The sequence below is a fragment of the Pseudoxanthomonas sp. Root630 genome (genome assembly GCF_001427585.1).
In the GTDB taxonomy this organism is placed as follows: domain Bacteria; phylum Pseudomonadota; class Gammaproteobacteria; order Xanthomonadales; family Xanthomonadaceae; genus Pseudoxanthomonas_A.
The window spans coordinates 166,133-183,952 of record NZ_LMGY01000019.1 but is presented as its reverse complement, the minus strand read 5'-3'; the positions used below and the strand labels follow the sequence as shown (position 1 = coordinate 183,952).

20 protein-coding genes are annotated in these 17,820 nt (G+C 68.1%); 14 read left to right on the top strand and 6 right to left on the bottom strand.

Annotated elements, in window-relative coordinates; all coding sequences use genetic code 11:
- Positions 1-116 precede the first annotated feature (116 nt).
- The 4 genes from ASD72_RS18665 to grxC form a co-directional block, all read right to left on the bottom strand.
- Entirely contained in the window at positions 117-1,433 is a 1,317-nt protein-coding gene (locus ASD72_RS18665) for a Na+/H+ antiporter NhaC family protein (protein ID WP_056881469.1), read from the bottom strand.
- Positions 1,434-1,566: 133 nt separating this feature from the next.
- Positions 1,567-2,574, bottom strand: coding sequence for an isocitrate dehydrogenase (locus ASD72_RS18660; RefSeq protein WP_056881468.1), 1,008 nt, complete (start codon positions 2,572-2,574; stop codon positions 1,567-1,569).
- Between the two features lie 329 nt (positions 2,575-2,903).
- Positions 2,904-3,296, bottom strand: coding sequence for a carboxymuconolactone decarboxylase family protein (locus ASD72_RS18655; protein ID WP_056881467.1), 393 nt, complete (start codon positions 3,294-3,296; stop codon positions 2,904-2,906).
- Positions 3,293-3,583, bottom strand: coding sequence for a glutaredoxin 3 (gene grxC / locus ASD72_RS18650; RefSeq protein WP_235578059.1), 291 nt, complete (start codon positions 3,581-3,583; stop codon positions 3,293-3,295). The genes ASD72_RS18655 and grxC overlap by 4 nt, the downstream gene beginning before the upstream one ends.
- A 187-nt stretch (positions 3,584-3,770) precedes the next feature.
- On the opposite strand from grxC, the gene ASD72_RS18645 reads away from it, so the two are divergent.
- From ASD72_RS18645 to ASD72_RS18585, 13 genes are all read left to right on the top strand, one after another.
- Positions 3,771-5,411 (top strand): M48 family metalloprotease, encoded by a 1,641-nt coding sequence (locus ASD72_RS18645; protein ID WP_056881465.1) that lies wholly within the window; start codon positions 3,771-3,773, stop codon positions 5,409-5,411.
- Between the two features lie 99 nt (positions 5,412-5,510).
- Entirely contained in the window at positions 5,511-6,200 is a 690-nt protein-coding gene (gene phoB / locus ASD72_RS18640) for a phosphate regulon transcriptional regulator PhoB (protein ID WP_056881464.1), read from the top strand.
- Positions 6,201-6,255: 55 nt separating this feature from the next.
- Complete coding sequence (phoR, locus tag ASD72_RS18635) at positions 6,256-7,593, top strand: phosphate regulon sensor histidine kinase PhoR (RefSeq protein ID WP_056881463.1); 1,338 nt, start codon at positions 6,256-6,258, stop codon at positions 7,591-7,593.
- Complete coding sequence (ppk1, locus tag ASD72_RS18630; protein ID WP_056881462.1) at positions 7,590-9,677, top strand: polyphosphate kinase 1; 2,088 nt, start codon at positions 7,590-7,592, stop codon at positions 9,675-9,677. The genes phoR and ppk1 overlap by 4 nt, the downstream gene beginning before the upstream one ends.
- An 83-nt stretch (positions 9,678-9,760) precedes the next feature.
- Positions 9,761-11,290, top strand: a complete 1,530-nt coding sequence (ppx, locus tag ASD72_RS18625) for an exopolyphosphatase (protein WP_056881461.1) — start codon at positions 9,761-9,763, stop codon at positions 11,288-11,290.
- A gap of 173 nt (positions 11,291-11,463) precedes the next feature.
- Entirely contained in the window at positions 11,464-12,720 is a 1,257-nt protein-coding gene (locus tag ASD72_RS18620) for an EAL domain-containing protein (RefSeq protein ID WP_056881460.1), read from the top strand.
- Between the two features lie 51 nt (positions 12,721-12,771).
- The gene (locus tag ASD72_RS18615) at positions 12,772-13,740 is read left to right on the top strand and encodes an aldo/keto reductase (RefSeq protein ID WP_056881459.1); all 969 of its coding nucleotides are present in this window, start codon (positions 12,772-12,774) and stop codon (positions 13,738-13,740) included.
- Positions 13,737-14,273 carry a hypothetical protein gene (locus ASD72_RS18610; protein WP_056881458.1) on the top strand — a complete coding sequence of 179 codons (537 nt, stop codon included), beginning with the start codon at positions 13,737-13,739 and terminating at the stop codon, positions 14,271-14,273. Before ASD72_RS18615 ends, ASD72_RS18610 begins: the two co-directional genes overlap by 4 nt.
- A 32-nt stretch (positions 14,274-14,305) precedes the next feature.
- Entirely contained in the window at positions 14,306-14,713 is a 408-nt protein-coding gene (locus tag ASD72_RS18605; RefSeq protein WP_056881457.1) for a DUF4259 domain-containing protein, read from the top strand.
- 40 nt (positions 14,714-14,753) lie between these two features.
- Positions 14,754-15,161 (top strand): YbjQ family protein, encoded by a 408-nt coding sequence (locus ASD72_RS18600; RefSeq protein WP_056881456.1) that lies wholly within the window; start codon positions 14,754-14,756, stop codon positions 15,159-15,161.
- A gap of 5 nt (positions 15,162-15,166) precedes the next feature.
- On the top strand, positions 15,167-15,598 hold the full coding sequence (locus ASD72_RS18595) for a hypothetical protein (protein WP_056881455.1): 432 nt from the start codon (positions 15,167-15,169) through the stop codon (positions 15,596-15,598).
- A gap of 115 nt (positions 15,599-15,713) precedes the next feature.
- Entirely contained in the window at positions 15,714-16,136 is a 423-nt protein-coding gene (locus ASD72_RS18590; protein WP_056881454.1) for a hypothetical protein, read from the top strand.
- 25 nt (positions 16,137-16,161) lie between these two features.
- Positions 16,162-16,503 carry an MmcQ/YjbR family DNA-binding protein gene (locus ASD72_RS18585; protein ID WP_056881453.1) on the top strand — a complete coding sequence of 114 codons (342 nt, stop codon included), beginning with the start codon at positions 16,162-16,164 and terminating at the stop codon, positions 16,501-16,503.
- Between the two features lie 50 nt (positions 16,504-16,553).
- On the opposite strand, the gene ASD72_RS18580 is transcribed toward ASD72_RS18585, so the two are convergent.
- Complete coding sequence (locus tag ASD72_RS18580) at positions 16,554-16,778, bottom strand: DUF2798 domain-containing protein (RefSeq protein ID WP_056881452.1); 225 nt, start codon at positions 16,776-16,778, stop codon at positions 16,554-16,556.
- 27 nt (positions 16,779-16,805) lie between these two features.
- Positions 16,806-17,297 carry a DUF2938 domain-containing protein gene (locus ASD72_RS18575; RefSeq protein ID WP_056881487.1) on the bottom strand — a complete coding sequence of 164 codons (492 nt, stop codon included), beginning with the start codon at positions 17,295-17,297 and terminating at the stop codon, positions 16,806-16,808.
- 99 nt (positions 17,298-17,396) lie between these two features.
- Between ASD72_RS18575 and ASD72_RS18570 the strand changes: the two genes are divergently transcribed.
- Positions 17,397-17,810, top strand: a complete 414-nt coding sequence (locus tag ASD72_RS18570) for a helix-turn-helix domain-containing protein (protein WP_056881451.1) — start codon at positions 17,397-17,399, stop codon at positions 17,808-17,810.
- Positions 17,811-17,820: the final 10 nt, after the last annotated feature.

Here is a 17,820-nt window from a genome sequence, read left to right as displayed (position 1 = left end):
CATGCTGAAACTAAAAGGGCTGAGCCCGGTGCAGTACCGAACCCAGCCCTTGGCAGCGTAAGCTACAAACCGACCGTCCAACATTTGGGGGTCAGTTCACTCGGGCGCCCTTTTTTTCATGCCGTGGCGATCCTGCCCCGTCGCGAGGGCCAGACCATGAAGAGTACGGTCACGCCTGCGAGCAACCAGCAGTAGTGCACCTTCCCCATCAGCGCCAGCGGCGACAGGCTGGCCAGGGACGCCGCCAGCAGGATCTGCGCACCGTAGGGCAGCAGGCTCTGCACGATGCAGACGAAGATGTCGAGCACGCTGGCCGCGCGCGCAGGCGGCACATCGTGGCGTTCGGCGATGTCGCGCGCCACGCCCCCGCTGATCAGGATGGCCACGGTGTTGTTCGCCGTGAACACGTCCGTCAGCGAGGCCAGCGCGGCGATGCACCACTCGCCGGTGCGACGGCCGGTGTTGCCGCGCGCGACGCGCGTGATCTGCCTGGCCAGCCAGTCCAGGCCGCCGCTCGCCTTCATCAGCGCACCCAGCCCACCGATGAACAAGGCCAGCAGCGTGATCTCCACCACGCCCTCGAACCCAGCATAGATGTCGTCGGCGAAGTTCGGCAGGGCGTAGTCCGCCGGCCCGAACCACAGGCCGAACAACCCCGCCACCACCAGCCCGATCGTCAGCACGACCAGTACGTCCAGGCCGGTGACCGCCAATACCAGCACCAGCACGTAAGGCAGTACCAGCCACGCGGACGTCGGCTCGGTCGCCTCCACCGGGGAGGCATCTCCCACGACCGCCAGCACCACCAGGGTCAGCAGGGCGGCCGGCAGCGCGATCTTCACGTTTTCGCGGAACTTCTCACGCACCGTACAGCCCTGCGTGCGTGCCGCCGCGATGGCGGTGTCCGAGATCACCGACAGGTTGTCGCCGAAGGTGGCGCCGCCCAGCACGGCGCCCACCACCAGCGCACGGTCGATGCCGGCGGCATCGGACACGCCCAGCGCGATCGGGGTGACCGCCGCGATGGTGCCCATCGATGTGCCGACGGCCAGCGAGAGGAAGCCGGCGACGAGGAAAAGGCCCGGCAGGATCAGCGCCGGCGGCAGCGCACCCACGCCGAGGGCGACCACGGCATCCACGGCGCCGATCTGCTTGGTGACCATCGCGAAGGCGCCGGCCAGCAGGAAGATCAGGCACATCAGGATGATGTTGCTGTCGCCGATGCCCTGCAGCAGCGTATCCATCGCCTTGACCCCGGCGCGGTGCGCGATCCACAGGCCCAGCGCGATCGCGGGGAGGATGGCCACCGGCGCATGCAGACGGTAGAAGCCCATCGCGTCGCCCTGCCCGGTGTAGTACAGCCCGGCACCGAAGAACAACGCGAGGAACAGCAGCAGCGGGGTCAGCGCGAGTGCGCTGGGACGGACGGACATGGCAAGGCCTTCTGCGTGGGGCCGCGGATTGTGCGTGCCGCCAGCCTAGCGTCCAACCCCATGGATGGGACAGGGACCAACAAAAACGGGACGCTGAGCGTCCCGTTCGTGCGTACCGCGATGCAGGACGGATTTACACGCGGCTGGCGATCGCCTTGGCGAACGACATCGTATTGCCCTCGCCGCCCAGGTCCGGGGTCAGCGAATCCTTGGCTTCCAGCGTGGCGATGATGGCCGCGCGCAGGCGCTCGGCCTTCTCCGGCTGGCCCAGGTGGTCCAGCATCTGCGCCGCGCCCAGCAGCAGCGCGCACGGATTGGCGACGCCCTTGCCGGCGATGTCCGGGGCGGAGCCGTGCACGGCTTCGAAGATCGCCGCATCGACGCCGATGTTGGCGCCCGGAGCCAGGCCCAGGCCACCCACGAGGCCGGCGCACAGGTCGGAGATGATGTCGCCGAACAGGTTGGTGGTGACGATGATGTCGAACTGCTCCGGACGCATCACCAGCTGCATGCAGGTGTTGTCCACGATCATCTCGTTGGTCTGGATGTCCGGATACTGCGCGGCCACTTCGCGCGCGACCTTCAGGAACAGGCCCGAGGTCGTCTTCAGGATGTTGGCCTTGTGGACGATGGTGACCTTCTTGCGGCCGGTCTTGCGGGCCAGGTCGTAGGCGTAGCGCACGATGCGGTCGGAGCCCTTGCGGGTGATCTTCTGCGTCAGCAGCGCGGTTTCGCCGTCTTCGGAAATCGACTGGCCTTCACCGATGTACGCGCCTTCGGTGTTCTCGCGCACGGTGATCAGGTCCACGCCCGACGGGAAACGCGACTTGGTGTTCGGGAACGACTTCGCCGGACGCACGTTGGCGTACAGGTCGAAGTGGCGGCGCAGGGCCACGTTGATCGAGCTGAAACCCTCGCCCACCGGCGTCGTCAGCGGGCTCTTCAGCGCCACGCCGTTCTTGCGGATGGAATCCAGCGTGGCCTGCGGCAGCAGGTCGCCGTGCTTCTCCAGCGCGACCATGCCGGCATCGGCCTCTTCGTAGGTCAGGCCGACCTTGAGGGCGTCGAGCACGTACAGGGTGGCATCCATGATCTCCGGGCCAATACCGTCGCCGCGGATGACCGTAATCGTCTGGGTCATTGAGTGGGGTTTCCGAACAGGGGCGCGCGCCGGACAGGGCCGCGGCGGGCGCGAAAAGGAAGTTTTGTCCGCCAATTATGCCCGAACGGCCCGCAAGGCCCCTAATCGACGTTGGTCTGAGGCCGACCCTGCAGGGCGAAGGCGGAAGGGATCAACCCCCGGGACCGTCCTCCCGGCGAAGGCCGGGATCCACGCCGCTGCTGCTCCTTCCCGCGGCGACGGTGGAAGACAACGATCAAGATGGGTCCCAGCCTTCGCTGGGACGACGGCGGAGGACGCCGTCAGGTGGGGCGCTCGCGGGTGGAGGCGATCCCGCTCCCGCTGCGGCATCAGTGGTCGTGAGCCACCGGCGCGTCCGCCTGTCCACCTTCCAACTGGTCGAGGAAATCCACCGCCCGGCGCAGGTGCGGGATGACGATCGAGCCGCCCACCACGAGCCCGACGGAGAACGTTTCGAAGAATTCCTCGCGGGTCACGCCCGCCTCCTTGCACTGGGCGACGTGGTAGCTGATGCAGTCGTCGCAACGCAGCACCATCGAGGCGACCAGGCCCAGCAGTTCCTTGGTCTTCACGTCCAGCGCGCCTTCCTGGTAGGTCTGCGTGTCGAGCGCGAAGAACCGGCGGACGACCTGGTTGGGCTCGTCCAGGATGCGCTTGTTCATGCGCTGGCGGAATTCGGTGAACGCCTTCACGCGGTCCTGGCTGTCGTCGGCGGCGCTCATGCGGCCTCTCCCGCCAGCAGCGCATCGAGCTTGCCTGCGCGGTGCAACGCGATCATGTCGTCGTAACCGCCCACGTGAACCTCGCCCACGAAGATCTGCGGCACGCTGGTGCGCCTGGCCTTGGCGACCATCTTCTCGCGCTCGGCCGGGTCCAGGTCGATGCGCACCTCGGTCCAGGCCTGGCCCTTGCTCTTCAGGAAGTTCTTCGCGGCCACGCAGTACGGACAGATGGCGGTGCTGTAGAGGGTGATTTCCGGCGCGGTGGCGCCTTGCGGGGTGTCGCTCAAGGGAGTTCTCCGGAACGAAAAGGACATACTGCGGTCGCAACCGATATCGGGCCGACCGGGTCGGGTTCCAGCCGGCGACATGGAACAGTGCGGACCGGTACTGGTCCGGTTAACCACGTATTCACTCGCCCGGATCAACGACCGGTCATCCTGATGACGGCGCCATTATCCGCCACGGAGCTTCCATTTGCGCCCATTGCTGCTCGCCACTGCCCTGACCCTGGTCCTCGCGGCGCCGTTGGCGGCGTCGCAGGACAGCCGGCTGCCGGACATCGGCTCTTCCGCTGGCGAGCTGCTCACCCCGGCGCGCCAGGCCCAATACGGCGGCATGATGCTGCGCGAGCTGCGCAACTACGGTTACCTGCTGGAAGACCCGCTGGTCACCGACTGGCTGCAGACCGTCGGCAGCAGACTGGGCGCCGACAGCGACAACCCGCAGCAGGCGTACACCTTCTTCATGATGCGCGACCGGCAGATCAACGCCTTCGCCACCCTGGGCGGCTACATCGGCATGAATGCCGGCCTGGTGTTGACGGCCGACCGCGAGGACGAAGTGGCGGCGGTGCTCTCCCACGAAATCGCCCACGTCACCCAGCAACACGTACTGCGCGGCGTGGAGCGCGCGCAGCGCGACCAGATCCCGATCCTGCTGGGCATGCTGGGCGCCATCGTGCTGGCGCAGGCCGCTGGCGGCAGCTCCAGCGGCGATGCCTCGCAGGCCGCCATCGCGTCGGCCATGGGCCTGATGCAGCAGCGGCAGATCGACTACACCCGCTCCAACGAATCCGAGGCCGACCGCGTGGGCATCCGCACGCTGTCGCGCGCCGGGTACGACATCGATGCGATGGCCGGCTTCTTCTCCAAACTGCAGCAGGCCACCCGGGTGGCGAGAGGCAGTGGGCGCGAGGCGGTCCCCGATTACCTGCAGACCCACCCGGTCACCACCACCCGCATCAGCGAAGCGCGCCAGCGCGCCGACCCGTTGCGTGGCGAACAGGTCACCACCGTCACCGCCGTGCCGGGCGGCGAACGCGTGGAGCGCTTCGACCGACGCGGCATCACCCTGCCGGAAACCCGCAGCGCGAACCCCTTGCTGCCGGTTCCCGTCACCCTGCCGTCGCTCGGCTTCGGCCAGGGCGACACGGGGGACTTCGACTGGGCCCGCGAACGCCTGCGCGCGCTCAGCGCGGATACGCCGTCGGCGGCCGTGCGCGAATACGAGACCCTGCGCCGCCAGACCGGCAAGCCCCTCGGCGGACCGCAGCGCTATGGCCTGGCCGTGGCCCACCTGCAGGGCGGCGATGTCCGCACCGCGCTGACCGAACTGCGCAAGCTGGATGACACCTACCCGGACAGCCTGTGGGTGTCCCTGACCCTGGGCGAAGCCGAATCCCGCACCGGCGACACCGCCGCGGCGAACCGGCGCTTCGACGCCCTGGTCCAGCGCCTGCCGCAGAACCGCCCGGTGGCCCTGACCTACGCCAAGGTGCTGAACGAGCAGGGCGGCGCCGAGGCCGGCCGCCGCGCCCAGGCGGTACTCCGCCCGCTGATGGCGCGGGCGGGCGACGACCCGGTCTTCCAGCAGCAGTTCGCCCGTGCCAACGAACTGGCCGGCGACACGGCCCGGGCCGGCGAGGCCTATGCCGAGGCGGCCTACCTCAACGGCCGGCCGGAACAGGCCCTGATCCAGTTGCAGAATCTCAAGAAGCAGAGCGACCTGGATTACTACGCCCGGGCCCGGGTCGACGCCCGGATCGCCGCCATCACCCCCGAGGTGCTGGAACTGCGCCGCCAGGGCATCCGCGACCCCGACGTCGAACGCCGCTGAACCAGGCCGGCGTGGCCTTGTGACACCCCGGCGGCCCGTCATGTAATCGTCATAAAATTGTCGTCTACTGGCGCAGAACCCCACGCCACCGGACGCCGCGTGCAGAAGCACATCCTGATCGTCGACGACGAACCCGCCATCCGCGACATGGTGGCCTTCGCCCTGCGCAAGGGCGAGTACGAGCCCATCCATGCCGGCGACGCCCGCGAGGCCCAGAACGCCATCGCCGACCGCGTCCCCGACCTGATCCTGCTGGACTGGATGCTGCCCGGCACCAGCGGCCTGGAACTGGCCCGCCGCTGGCGCAAAGACGCCATGACCCGGGACGTGCCGATCATCATGCTCACCGCCCGCGGCGAAGAGAACGACCGTGTCGGCGGCCTCGAGGCCGGCGTGGACGACTACGTGGTCAAGCCCTTCTCGGCCCGCGAGCTGCTGGCCCGCATCCGCGCCGTCATGCGCCGCTCGCGCGACGACGACGAGGACGGCAGCGTGTCGGTCGGCAACCTGCGCATCGACGGCGCAGCCCATCGCGTGTTCGCCGGCGATACGCCGGTGCCGATCGGCCCCACCGAATACCGCCTGCTGCACTTCTTCATGACCCATCCCGAGCGCGTGTACTCCCGCACCCAGCTGCTGGACCACGTCTGGGGCGGCAGCGTGTACGTGGAAGAGCGCACGGTCGACGTGCATATCCGGCGCCTGCGCAAGACGCTCGAACCGCATGGCCTGGAGAACATGGTGCAGACGGTCCGCGGCTCCGGCTACCGGTTCTCCGCGGCGATGTAAGCCGCAGGCCCCGGCCTGCGCGTCGCTGTCATACATATCTGCCTACAATCGATCCATGCCCCACCACATCCGTTCCGCGTGGTTCAAGACGCTAGGCCAGTTGGCCGGCATCCTCGCGCTGGCCGTGGTGATCGGCCTGCTGCTGGGCCAGGTGTGGCCGGTGGTGACGCTGGCCGCGCTGGGCGTGGTGACGTGGCACTACTGGCGCCTGCGCAAGGTGCTGCTGCGGCTGACTGCCCGCCAGCGCCTCGAGCCCGCGCAGGGCCAGGGCGTCTGGAACGAACTCGACCGCCTGCTCTTCCGCGGCCAGGCCGAAATGCGCACCCGCAAGCGCCGCCTGCTCGACATGCTGCGCGCCTACCGCGCCGCCGCCGCCGCCCTGCCCGATGCGGTGGTGGTGGTGGAACGCAACAGCCAGCGCGTGCAGTGGTTCAACAAGGCGGCCGGCAGCCTGCTCGGCCTGCAGTACCCCACCGACATCGGGGCGCCGGTCGGCGACCGCCTGCAGCCGCTGCCGATGTCCCACTGGCTCGCCGCCGGACGCAATGCCGAACCGATGCTGGATGCCGCATCCCCGGTGGACCCGGACCTGCGCCTCAACCTGCGCCTGATCCCCTATTCCGACCAGTACTGGCTGCTGGTCGCGCGCGACGTCAGCAAGATGCTGCGCCTGGAGCAGATGCGGCGCGACTTCGTCGCCAACGTCTCGCACGAACTGCGCACGCCGCTGACCGTCGTGCACGGTTACCTCGACATGCTGGAACCCACCGAGTACCCGGACTGGGCGCCCATGTTGTCGGAGATGCAGAAGCAGTCGCAGCGCATGACCCAACTGGTCGAGGACCTGCTGACCCTGTCGCGCCTCGAAGCGCAGGAAAGCCTGCCGGACGAGAACGTCGCCATGGCGCCCATGCTGGCCACGCTGCGCCGCGAAGCCGAAGCGCTGAGCCAGCGCCGGCATACCGTGGTGATCCTGGACGAGGCCGGCGTGGACCTGTCGGGATCGAACAAGGAACTGCACAGCGCGTTCTCCAACCTGGTCAGCAACGCGGTGCGCTACACCCCGGTCGGGGGCACCATCACCGTCCGCTTCGCGCGTGAGGGCGACGGCGCCGTGCTCAGCGTGCGCGACACCGGCTACGGCATTCCGTCCTCGCACCTGCCGCGCATCACCGAGCGCTTCTACCGCGTCTCGACCAGCCGCTCGCGCGAGAGCGGCGGCACGGGCCTGGGCCTGTCGATCGTCAAGCACGTGCTCAACCTGCACCAGGCGCGGCTCGAGATCGAAAGCGAAGTCGGCCACGGCAGTACTTTTTCCGTGCATTTCGGCGCACAGCGCGTGGAACCCCGCCTGGACGCTTCAACCCCCGCCCTGACGGACCAGACCGCATGAACGCCGCCCTCGACACGACACCCGCCGCCCTGACCGGCGAAGACGTGCTGCGCGATCCCGCGCTGTACCTCAATCGCGAACTGTCCCAGCTGGATTTCAATTTCCGCGTGCTCGCACAGGCGCAGGACCCGTCGGTGCCGTTGCTCGAGCGCCTGCGCTTCCTGTGCATCTCGTGCACCAACCTGGACGAGTTCTTCGAGATCCGCGCCGCCACCGTGCGGCACGCGCAGGACTTCGGCCTGCCGCCGGGCGCCGACGGCATGAGCCCGGCCACCGTGCTCAACAAGATCCACGACCGCGCCGCCGAACTGGTGGACGCGCAATACAAGTGCTGGAACCAGGTGCTGCGCCCGGGCCTGGCCGAAGCCGGCGTGCGCGTGTTCGGCCGCGACAGCTGGAACGCCCGCCAGACCCGCTGGCTGCGCGCCTACTTCCGCAACGAGATCATGCCGGTGCTGTCGCCGCTGGGCCTGGACCCGGCGCATCCGTTCCCGAAGATCCTCAACAAATCGCTGAACATCGTGGTCGTGCTGAAGGGCAAGGATGCGTTCGGCCGCGCCGGCCACTTGGCCATCGTGCGCGCGCCGCGCTCGCTGCCGCGCATCATCCACCTGCCGCAGCGCGTATCCGGCGGCGAGAACGACTTCGTGCTGCTGTCCTCGGTGCTGTCGGTGTTCGTGGACGAACTGTTCCCCGGCATGGAGGTCAAGGGCTCCTACCAGTTCCGCGTGACCCGCAACTCCGAGGTCGTCGTCGACGAGGAGGAAGTGGAGAACCTGGCGCTGGCCCTGCGCGACGAACTGGTCGGCCGCGGCTACCGGCCGGCCGTGCGGCTGGAGATCGCGCACGACTGCCCCAAGCCCATCGTGCGCACGTTGCTGCAGAATTTCGCCCTGCCCGACAACGCCGTCTATCCGATCAACGGCCCGGTCAACCTCAACCGCGTCATCCAGGTCTACGACCTGGTGCAGCGTCCGGAACTGAAGTACCCCGCGTTCACCCCGCGCACGCTGCGCGACAGCGATGCGATCTTCGAGAAGGTCGCCGACGGCGACGTGCTGCTGCACCATCCCTTCGACTCCTTCGCCGCCGTGCTCGAAGTCGTCAAGCAGGCCGCCGTCGATCCGGACGTCCTCGCCATCAAGCAGACCCTGTACCGCACCGGCAAGGACTCGGCGCTCGTCGAGGCGCTGGTGCAGGCGGCGCGCAACGGCAAGGATGTCACCGTTGTGGTGGAACTGCGCGCGCGCTTCGACGAAGACGCCAACCTCGGCGTGGCGGACAAGCTGCAGGAAGCCGGCGCACAGGTCGTCTACGGCGTAGTGGGCTACAAGACCCACGCCAAGATGCTGCTGATCGTCCGCCGCGAAGGCCGCAAGCTGCGCCGCTACGTGCACCTGGGCACGGGCAACTACCACAGCGGCACGGCGCGCGCGTACACCGACATCGGCCTGCTCACCTGCGACCCGGACATCGGCACCGACGTGCACCTGCTGTTCCAGCAGCTGTCGGGCCTGGCGCCCACCACCAAGCTCAAGCGCCTGCTGCAATCGCCGTTCACCCTGCACCCCGGCCTGATCCGCAAGATCGAACGCGAGGCCAAGCTGGCCAGGGCCGGCAAGCCCGCGCGCATCATCGCCAAGATCAACGCGATCAACGAGCCGCGCATCATCCGTGCGCTGTACGCCGCTTCGCAGGCGGGCGTGAAGATCGACCTGATCGTCCGCGGCGCCTGCGCACTGCGCCCCGGCGTGCCGGGAATCTCCGACAACATCCGCGTGCGCTCGATCGTCGGCCGCTTCCTCGAGCACAGCCGCATCTACTGGTTCGGCAACGACGGTTCGCCCGAGTTGTACTGCGCCAGCGCCGACTGGCTGGAACGCAACCTGTTGCATCGCGTGGAGACCTGCTTCCCGATCCTCGACAAGGAGCTCGCCTCGCGCGTGTTCAAGGACGGCCTGCAGAACTACCTGGACGACAACTGCAATGCCTGGGAACTGCAGGCGGATGGCAGCTACCAGAAGCTGACGCCCGGCGACGACGCCCCGCATTCCGCCCAGGGCACGTTGCTGGCGAAGGTCTGATGCGACCATCGGACGCATCCTGCGATGCCCGGCGTCATCGTCGCGGTGCAGCAATGCCGGGTCCCACCGGCTAAACTGATCGCATGGCGCCCTTGAACTCCCCCACCTCCCCGCCGCTCCAGGACGGGGACCTGCTGGCCGCGATCGACCTGGGTTCCAACAGCTTCCACATGGTGGTCGCGCGTTCGCTGCTGGGCCAGCTGCGCGTGGTGGACCGGCTGCGCGAAACGGTACGCATGGCCGATGGCCTGGATGGCAAGGGCGGCCTGTCCGCCGCCGCCCGCCAGCGCGCGCTCGACTGCCTGTCGCGTTTCGGCCAGCGCATCCGCGATATTCCCGCGGCGCGCGTGCGTGCGCTCGCCACCAATACCGTGCGCCAGTTGCGCGAGCCGCAGGAGTTCCTGGTCGCGGCCGAAGCCGCGCTGGGCAAGCCGATCGAAGTGGTCTCCGGACGCGAAGAGGCGCGCCTGATCTACCTGGGTGTCGCGCACTCCCAACCGCCGAAGGCGAGCCAGCGCCGCCTAGTGATCGACATCGGCGGCGGCTCCACCGAATTCATCATCGGCCGCGGCTTCGACACGCTCGAACGCGAAAGCCTGCAGGCCGGTTGCATCGCCAGCACGCGCCGGTTCTTCCCCGGCGGCAAGCTCTCGCGCAAGCGATGGAAAGAAGCGCTCACCGAGATCGGCGCCGAGTTCCAGCAGTTCGCCGGTCTCTACCGCAGCCTGGGATGGCAGGAAGCCATCGGCTCCTCCGGCACCAACAAGGCGATCGGCGAGATCTGCGCGGCGATGAAGCTCACCAAGGGCGCCGTCACCGCCGAGGCGCTGCCGCAGGTGCGCGAGAAGCTGCTGCAGGCCGACCGCATCGAGGACATCGATCTGCCGGGCCTGTCCAACGACCGCCGGCCGATCATCGCCGGCGGCGTGCTGGTGCTGGAGGCCGCGTTCGAAGCGCTGGGCCTGCAGCGCCTGATGGTCAGCAAGGCGGCGATGCGCGAAGGCATCCTGTTCGACATGCTGGGCCGTGGCGGCGACAACGATCCGCGCGACCTGTCCACCGCCGCGCTGATGCAGCGCTACGGCATCGACGAGTTCCAGGCCGCGCGCGTGGAAGCCACCGCGATGCGCCTGTTCGAACAGGTCGAGCAGAGCTGGGGCCTGGACGACGACGACGCGCGCATGCTCGGCTGGGCCGCGCGCCTGCACGAGATCGGCCTGGTCATCGCGCACAGCCAATACCACGTGCACGGCGCCTATCTGCTCGAGCACTCCGATATCGAAGGCTTCTCGCGCCAGGAACAGCAGGTGCTGTCGGCCCTGGTCCGCACGCATCGCCGCGGCATTCCCAAGAATGCCTTCGACGCCCTGCCCGACCGCCTGCTGCTGAGCGCCAAGCGCAAAGCCGCGCTGCTGCGCCTGGCCGTGTTGCTGCACCGCTCGCACGACAACGAAGCCATCCCGCGCCTGGACGTGACCGCCCAGGGCGATCGCCTGGACCTGGTGGTCAGCAAGAAGTGGATCGACGCCCGCCCGTTGCTGCGCTCGGACCTGCTCGGCGAGCCCGAAGACATGCAGGGCCTGGGCGTGGCCTTCAAGCCGTTCGTGGCCTGAGCCGGCCGGCACTTCCCCTTATGTGACATGAAGGTACACTCGGACCTGCCGAGAGGTCCGCGGCGTGGCCTGTACCCTTCTGTCCCCACGCCATCCTCCCCGTCCGCCCTTGCGGCGGGAGCAGGCCCGACGGCTGTTCCACTTCGTCGTACGCCTGTCTTCAGGAGGAAGCCTTGATCGATCGAAGAATCCACGACGAGCTGTTGTCCGACGCCTGGCTGGACGGCGGCCCCGGTGCCGCTGCCATCGGCCGCAACGTGGACCGCATGCTGGATGCCGTCCGCCGCCACCTCGACATGGATGTGGCCTTCGTCTCCGAGTTCAACGGTCGCGACCGCGTGTTCCGCCACGTCGCCAGCCGCCTGGATCCCGCCCCCATCCGCCCTGGCGATTCGAGCCCGCTCGAAGAGGGCTACTGCATGCGCGTGGTCGAGGGACAGATCCCGCAACTGATCCCCGATACCCGCGCCGTACCGCTGCTCGAGCACATCCCCGAGACCGCACTGGTCCCCATCGGCGCCCATCTCAGCGTGCCGATCCAACTGCGCGACGGCCGCGTGTACGGCACCTTCTGCTGCTTCAGCCTGGCCGCCAACCTGTCGCTCAGCCAGCGCGACCTGCACATGATGCGCGCCTTCGCCGACCTGCTGGCGTACCAGATCGACGGCGACCTGGATGCCGTGCAGGCGCACGAAGAGAAAGTCGCGCGCATCACCGCGGTGCTCGAAATGGGCCAACCGCACGTGGTCTACCAGCCGATCTACCGCAGCAGCGAACGCCGCATCGTCGGCGTGGAATGCCTGTCGCGCTTCAGGCTGGAACCCCAGCGCACGCCCGACGTGTGGTTCGCCGAGGCGCGCGAGATCGGCCTGGGCGTGCGCCTGGAGCTCAACGCCATCCTGTCCGCGCTCGATGGTCTTCGTCACATGCCGGGCGATTTCTACGTGGCGCTCAACGTGTCGCCGCAGACGATCATCAGCGGCGGCATCGACGGCTATATCGACGATCTCGATCCGCGCCGCGTGGTGCTGGAAATCACCGAGCATTCGCTGGTGGACGACTACGGCCTGCTCAACAAGCGCCTGGCGCCGCTGCGCGAAGCCGGCGTGCGCGTGGCCGTGGACGATGCCGGCGCGGGTTACGCCAGCATGCGGCACGTACTGGCGATCCAGCCGGACATCATCAAGCTGGACCTCAGCCTGACCCGCGATATCGACAGCGATTCCCCCCGCCGCGCACTGGCCGCCGCGCTGATCGAGTTCGCGCGGCAGACCCAGTCGCATGTGGTGGCCGAAGGCGTGGAGACCGCGTCCGAACTGGCCGCCCTGCAGGCGCTCGGGGTGGACGACGTGCAGGGCTACCATCTCGCGCGTCCGCTGGACGCCGATGCGCTGGCGCAGATGCTCGCCGCCGAACGCGCGCGCAGCTGACATGCCGCGACGCTCTGGCATGATGCCGTCCCCGTCCTGCGTGGCCTGCCGATGAAGACCTATCCCCTCGCCGAGGGCCTCACGACGTCCCGGATCGGTTACGGCTGCATGCACCTGAGCCGTGCCTGGGACACCTCGCCGATCACCGCGGACGAGCGGCGCAACGCGCAACGGCTGGTCGAAACCGCCCTGGCCCACGGCATCACCCTGTTCGACCACGCGGACATCTATGCCCGCGGCAAGTCCGAGCAGGTCTTCGGCGACGTATTGCGCGCCTCGCCGGGCCTGCGCGCGAAGATGGTGTTGCAATCGAAGTGCGGCATCCGCTTCGCCGACGACCCGCCCGGCACCCCGGGCCGCTACGACTTCAGCCATGCGCACATCGTGGCCTCGGTGGAAGGCAGCCTTGCGCGCCTGGGTGTGGACCATCTGGACGTGCTGCTGCTGCATCGCCCCGATGCGCTGATGGAGCCGGAAGACGTCGCGCAGGCGTTCGATGCCCTGCATGCCAGCGGCAAGGTGCGGCACTTCGGCGTCAGCAACCACACGCCCGGCCAGATCGACCTGCTCCGCCGTCATGTGCGACAGCCGCTGGTGGCGAACCAGGTGGAAATCAGCCTGCTGCACCTGCCCCTGATCGACGAAGGCGTGGTCGCCAACACGACCGGCCACGCCTATGCCTCGGCCGCCGGCATGCTGGACCACGCGCGCCTGCACGACATCCGCGTGCAGGCGTGGTCGCCGCTGGCCGGCGGCAAGCTGGCCACGACGTCCGAGTTCGCCGACCCCGTGATCCGCGAGATCTCCACACTGCTGCGCCAACTGGCCGACGCGAAGGGCGTGACGCCGGAAGCGATCCAACTAGCCTGGCTGTTGCGCCATCCCGCCGGCCTGCAGCCCATCGTCGGCACCACCGACCCGGTGCGGCTGGTGGCCTGCGCCGCGGCGGATGCGGTCCAACTCTCGCGCGAGGAGTGGTATGCGCTGTTCACGGTGGCGCGAGGCGGGCGGGTGCCGTGACGCCGACGGCTCGCTTCTTCGCCCTCTCGATTGCCGCGCTCGGGCCTCTCGCACTCCCTGCGGCGGCGACATCGCCTCTCGCCTTCTCGCCGAGCGAGGTCTGGAAGCGCTCGTCCGATGGCGAAGTCATTTACGTGGCGGAGCACGAGGATCGTCTTGCCTCGCTGTGCATCCAGATAGGCCAACATTCAAACTGGCTTCCGCAGGCGTTGCTCGGTGACATCCCACTCCCGAAACTCGATGAAGTGGAGATCGTTCATGGCATGGGATTTCTGCATATCGAGAAACACGTGCCGGACTGGGGAACCTGGGGACTCAGCGTCAGCGTTCCTTCCATGCAGGATGTGCAGGAAGATTTGGTGGAAGGCCCGACTTACTTCTTCGTACTGAACGACGGTGTTCCCGTATTCCGTGTGGAGCGACACTGGCGTCCCTCCACGCCTGACACCGGGGTCCGCACGCTGGAAGAAACATGGGTTCCAATCGGAACGACCACTCTCAAATCCGGCGCATGCGTGCCGCCCTCACAATGACTCCAGCCGCACACTGATCGAGGTTCAACTGCATGGGCACCTGGGGCATCGGCTCGTTCGAGAACGACGACGCGGCGGATTTCATGATCGACGCGCTGCAGAGCGGCGACCTGTCGTTGATCGCGGAGGTGTTCGACAATGTGCTGACATCGAGCGAGTACGTGGAAGCGCCCGATGCCACGGTGGCCATCGTGGCCGCGGAGATCGTGGCGGCCGCCCTGGGGCGTCCCACGCTCGCCGCACAGCAGGAGGACGGGCTGGCCGACTGGCTCGCCCGCATCCGTCCCACCATCGACGCCACGACCGCCGCACAGGCGCGCGACGCACTCACCCGCATCCTGGCCGACCACTCGGAGCTACGGGAACTATGGGAGGAGACCGACGACTTCCATGACTGGCAGGCCACCGTCGTGGAACTGGGCCAGCATCTGTACACCTGAGCCACACGCCACGCTTCGCCAACCTCCGCCCGGAAACACGATGACCGATCCTTACAACTCCTCCTCGGCCTACGCATCCTCGCCCGCCGCACCGCGTACCGCCCCGTTGTCGCTCAACGATGCGATGGTGACCACCGCACTGGAACTGCCGGGCTACCGCATTCGTCGCAACCTCGGCATGGTGCGCGGCATCACGGTGCGGTCGCGGTCGATCGTCGGCAACTTCCTCGGCGGACTGCAGTCGCTGTTCGGCGGCAACATCACCATCTACACCGAACTCTGCGAACAGGCCCGCGACGAGACTTATCGCGACATGCTGCAGCATGCGCGGCAGCTGGGCGCCAATGCGATCGTCGCCGTCCGCTACGACGCCACCGACGTGATGGCCGGCCTCACCGAAGTGCTGTGCTACGGCACGGCGGTGGTGGTCGAACCGCTCGACGACTGACGCCGATGACACCATCGAAACGCAAGCGCCCCTGGCTGCGCAGGCTCGTGCTGGCCGCCCTGCTCCTGGCGGCTTATCCCGCCTTCGTCCTGATCTACACCTGGTCCCACGTCCTGCAGAGCCCGCTGCCGGGCGGCCGCCATGGCCCACTGGATGCGTACCGGCACACGCTCGCCAGCGCGGTCGTGGCCTACACGCTCGACCCGCGCGCCATCGACCTGGTGAACGGCGTGATGGAACGGCGCGGCAAACGATCCAACCAGATGGACATCCACAACAACCTGATCGGCGCCGGCATCGGATCACGCGCAACCCGCTTCTCGGACATCGAACCGATGGTGGCGCGCAGCGTGGTCGCCGGCCAGATCGATGCTTCGTCGCCGGACCAGACCACATGGCTGCCTCAGAGCGACTGGAAGGAAGGGTTTGCGTGGTGAGGATCCCATCGAGAACCTCAGGAGGCGCCTGAACCAGCGCTCCGCTATAGTCGCTCGCAGTCACGGCCGGCCCCACGCCGACGGGCAGTCCCTCGCATCCTTGCCGGAGGTTGTCATGAAGCGTGTGTTCCATTTGATCCTGGCCGTCATCGCCGGGCTGTTCGTCGGCAGCATCGTCAACATGGCGCTGGTCATGCTCAGCGGCCATGTGATCCCGCCGCCGGCCGGCGTGGATACCACCACCACCGAAGGCCTGAAGGCGGCCATGCCGCTGTTCGAGCCGAAGCACTTCCTGTTCCCGTTCCTGGCGCACGCGGTAGGCACGCTGGTCGGCGCCTTCGTTGCGACGCTGGCTACGCCCGGCCGGACGACTGGGCCGGCGTGGGTGGTGGGTGCGTGCTTCCTGATCGGCGGCATCGCCGCCGTCGCCATGCTGCCCTCGCCGCTCTGGTTCACCGTCGTGGACCTGGTGTTCGCCTACCTGCCGATGGCGTGGCTGGGGCATCGGTTGGCGTCGCGCAAGGCGCGGGCGGCCTGACGCGCCGACGGGCAGGCATCGATCCGTGAAGCTGGCGGACATCCGCGCGCATGCGCTGTCGCTCGAGGCGGTGACCGAAGAACCGCACCACACCTATTCGTCGTTCCGCGTACGCGGCAAGATCTTCGTGACGATTCCGCCCGAGGGAACGCACCTGCACGTGTTCGTCGGCGAAGAAGACCGCGAGCAGGCGCTGGCGATGTATCCCGCCTTCCTCGAGAAGCTGTTCTGGGGCAGCAAGGTGCTGGGCCTGCGCGTGGACCTGGCCCACGCCACGCCTGCGGTCGTCAGAGCGCTGGTCGTAAAGGCCTACGAGACCCGCGTGCGCAAGGATGCGGGGCCGCCGCGCAAGCGCGCTCCGCGCTGACCTGCGCGCTCGTACGTTCGCGCAAACAGCCGCCTTCATCCATCGCGCCATCAGGCCGTCAGCGTCGCGACGACCCGGCGCACCCACGGAGCCACCAACGTGACGGCGATGAACGCCACCGGCCAGGTCGTGGCACAACTGCGTGCCCACGTGGCGATGAACCCGGCGTGCAGCCCTTGGTTGATCAGCAACACGAAGGCGGACACCAGCGACACCATGATGGCGGACAGCAGCGCACCGAACAGCAGCGGCGCGAAACGGGCGGGAATACGCATGGAAGACTCCTTGGGGAATGAAGAGGATCAGGGAAAGCACAGTGGACTCAGGCACAGGGCCGACAGATAAAGCCCTGCACCGAACACGAGGTGGTTCATCACGCTGTGCAGGCGGGCCCTGCCTGGACGCGGCGTCCTGGAGGCCGCGATACCGGCGCCCATGCCCGGCTGCATCAGCAGGAACGGCGCCGCGACGGTGACCGCACCGACCACGATCGCCGGGCCCGGCGTGGGGTTACGCAGCCACGTCGTCCCCCAGACCATGGGAAGCGCGCCGGCAAAGACCACGCCGGTCAGGTAGTGCATGCACCACCCCAGTACGCGTTCGCCGCGAATGACGCGGCTGCGGGCGATGGCGCCGTGGCGGAACCGACCCGCTGGCATGTGGCCCAGCCAACGACCGACCAGCGCGTAGTCGGCGACCGGCACACCGAACAGGCGGCGACGCAGCAAGCCCCACGCATCCATCGCGAGCGTGCCGCCGATGCCGATGAGCACCGTGCAGATCCAGGCAGCCATGTCGTTCTCCTCGTGCGACGGTCCGGCACAGGCTTGTGCCCCACGACCGTTGCGCGCACGATGCCACTTCAAGTCAACTTGAAGTCAAGCGGGGTCGTGATGGACATCGGCGAGGTCGCGAAACGGTCCGGCGTGCCGGCATCCGCACTGCGCTATTACGAGCAGAAGGGCCTGATCGCATCGGTCGGGCGGCACGGGCTGCGCCGCCTGTTCGACCCCGGCGTCCTCGAACGCCTGGCCCTCATCGCCCTCGGGCAGACCGCGGGCTTCTCGCTGGACGAGATCGCGGCGATGTTCGGCGCCGACGGTCGGCCGGAGATCGACCGCCGTGCCCTGCGCACCAAGGCGCGCGAACTGGACGCGATGATCCTGAGGCTGAGCGCGATGCGGGACGGACTTCGCCACGCCGCCGCGTGCCCGGCACCCAATCATCTCGAATGTCCCCGGTTCCGGCGCCTGCTGGGCCAGGCCGCGACCGATGGCCGCCCACGGAAAACATCGAAAGTGCCGTGAGCCGTTCCGC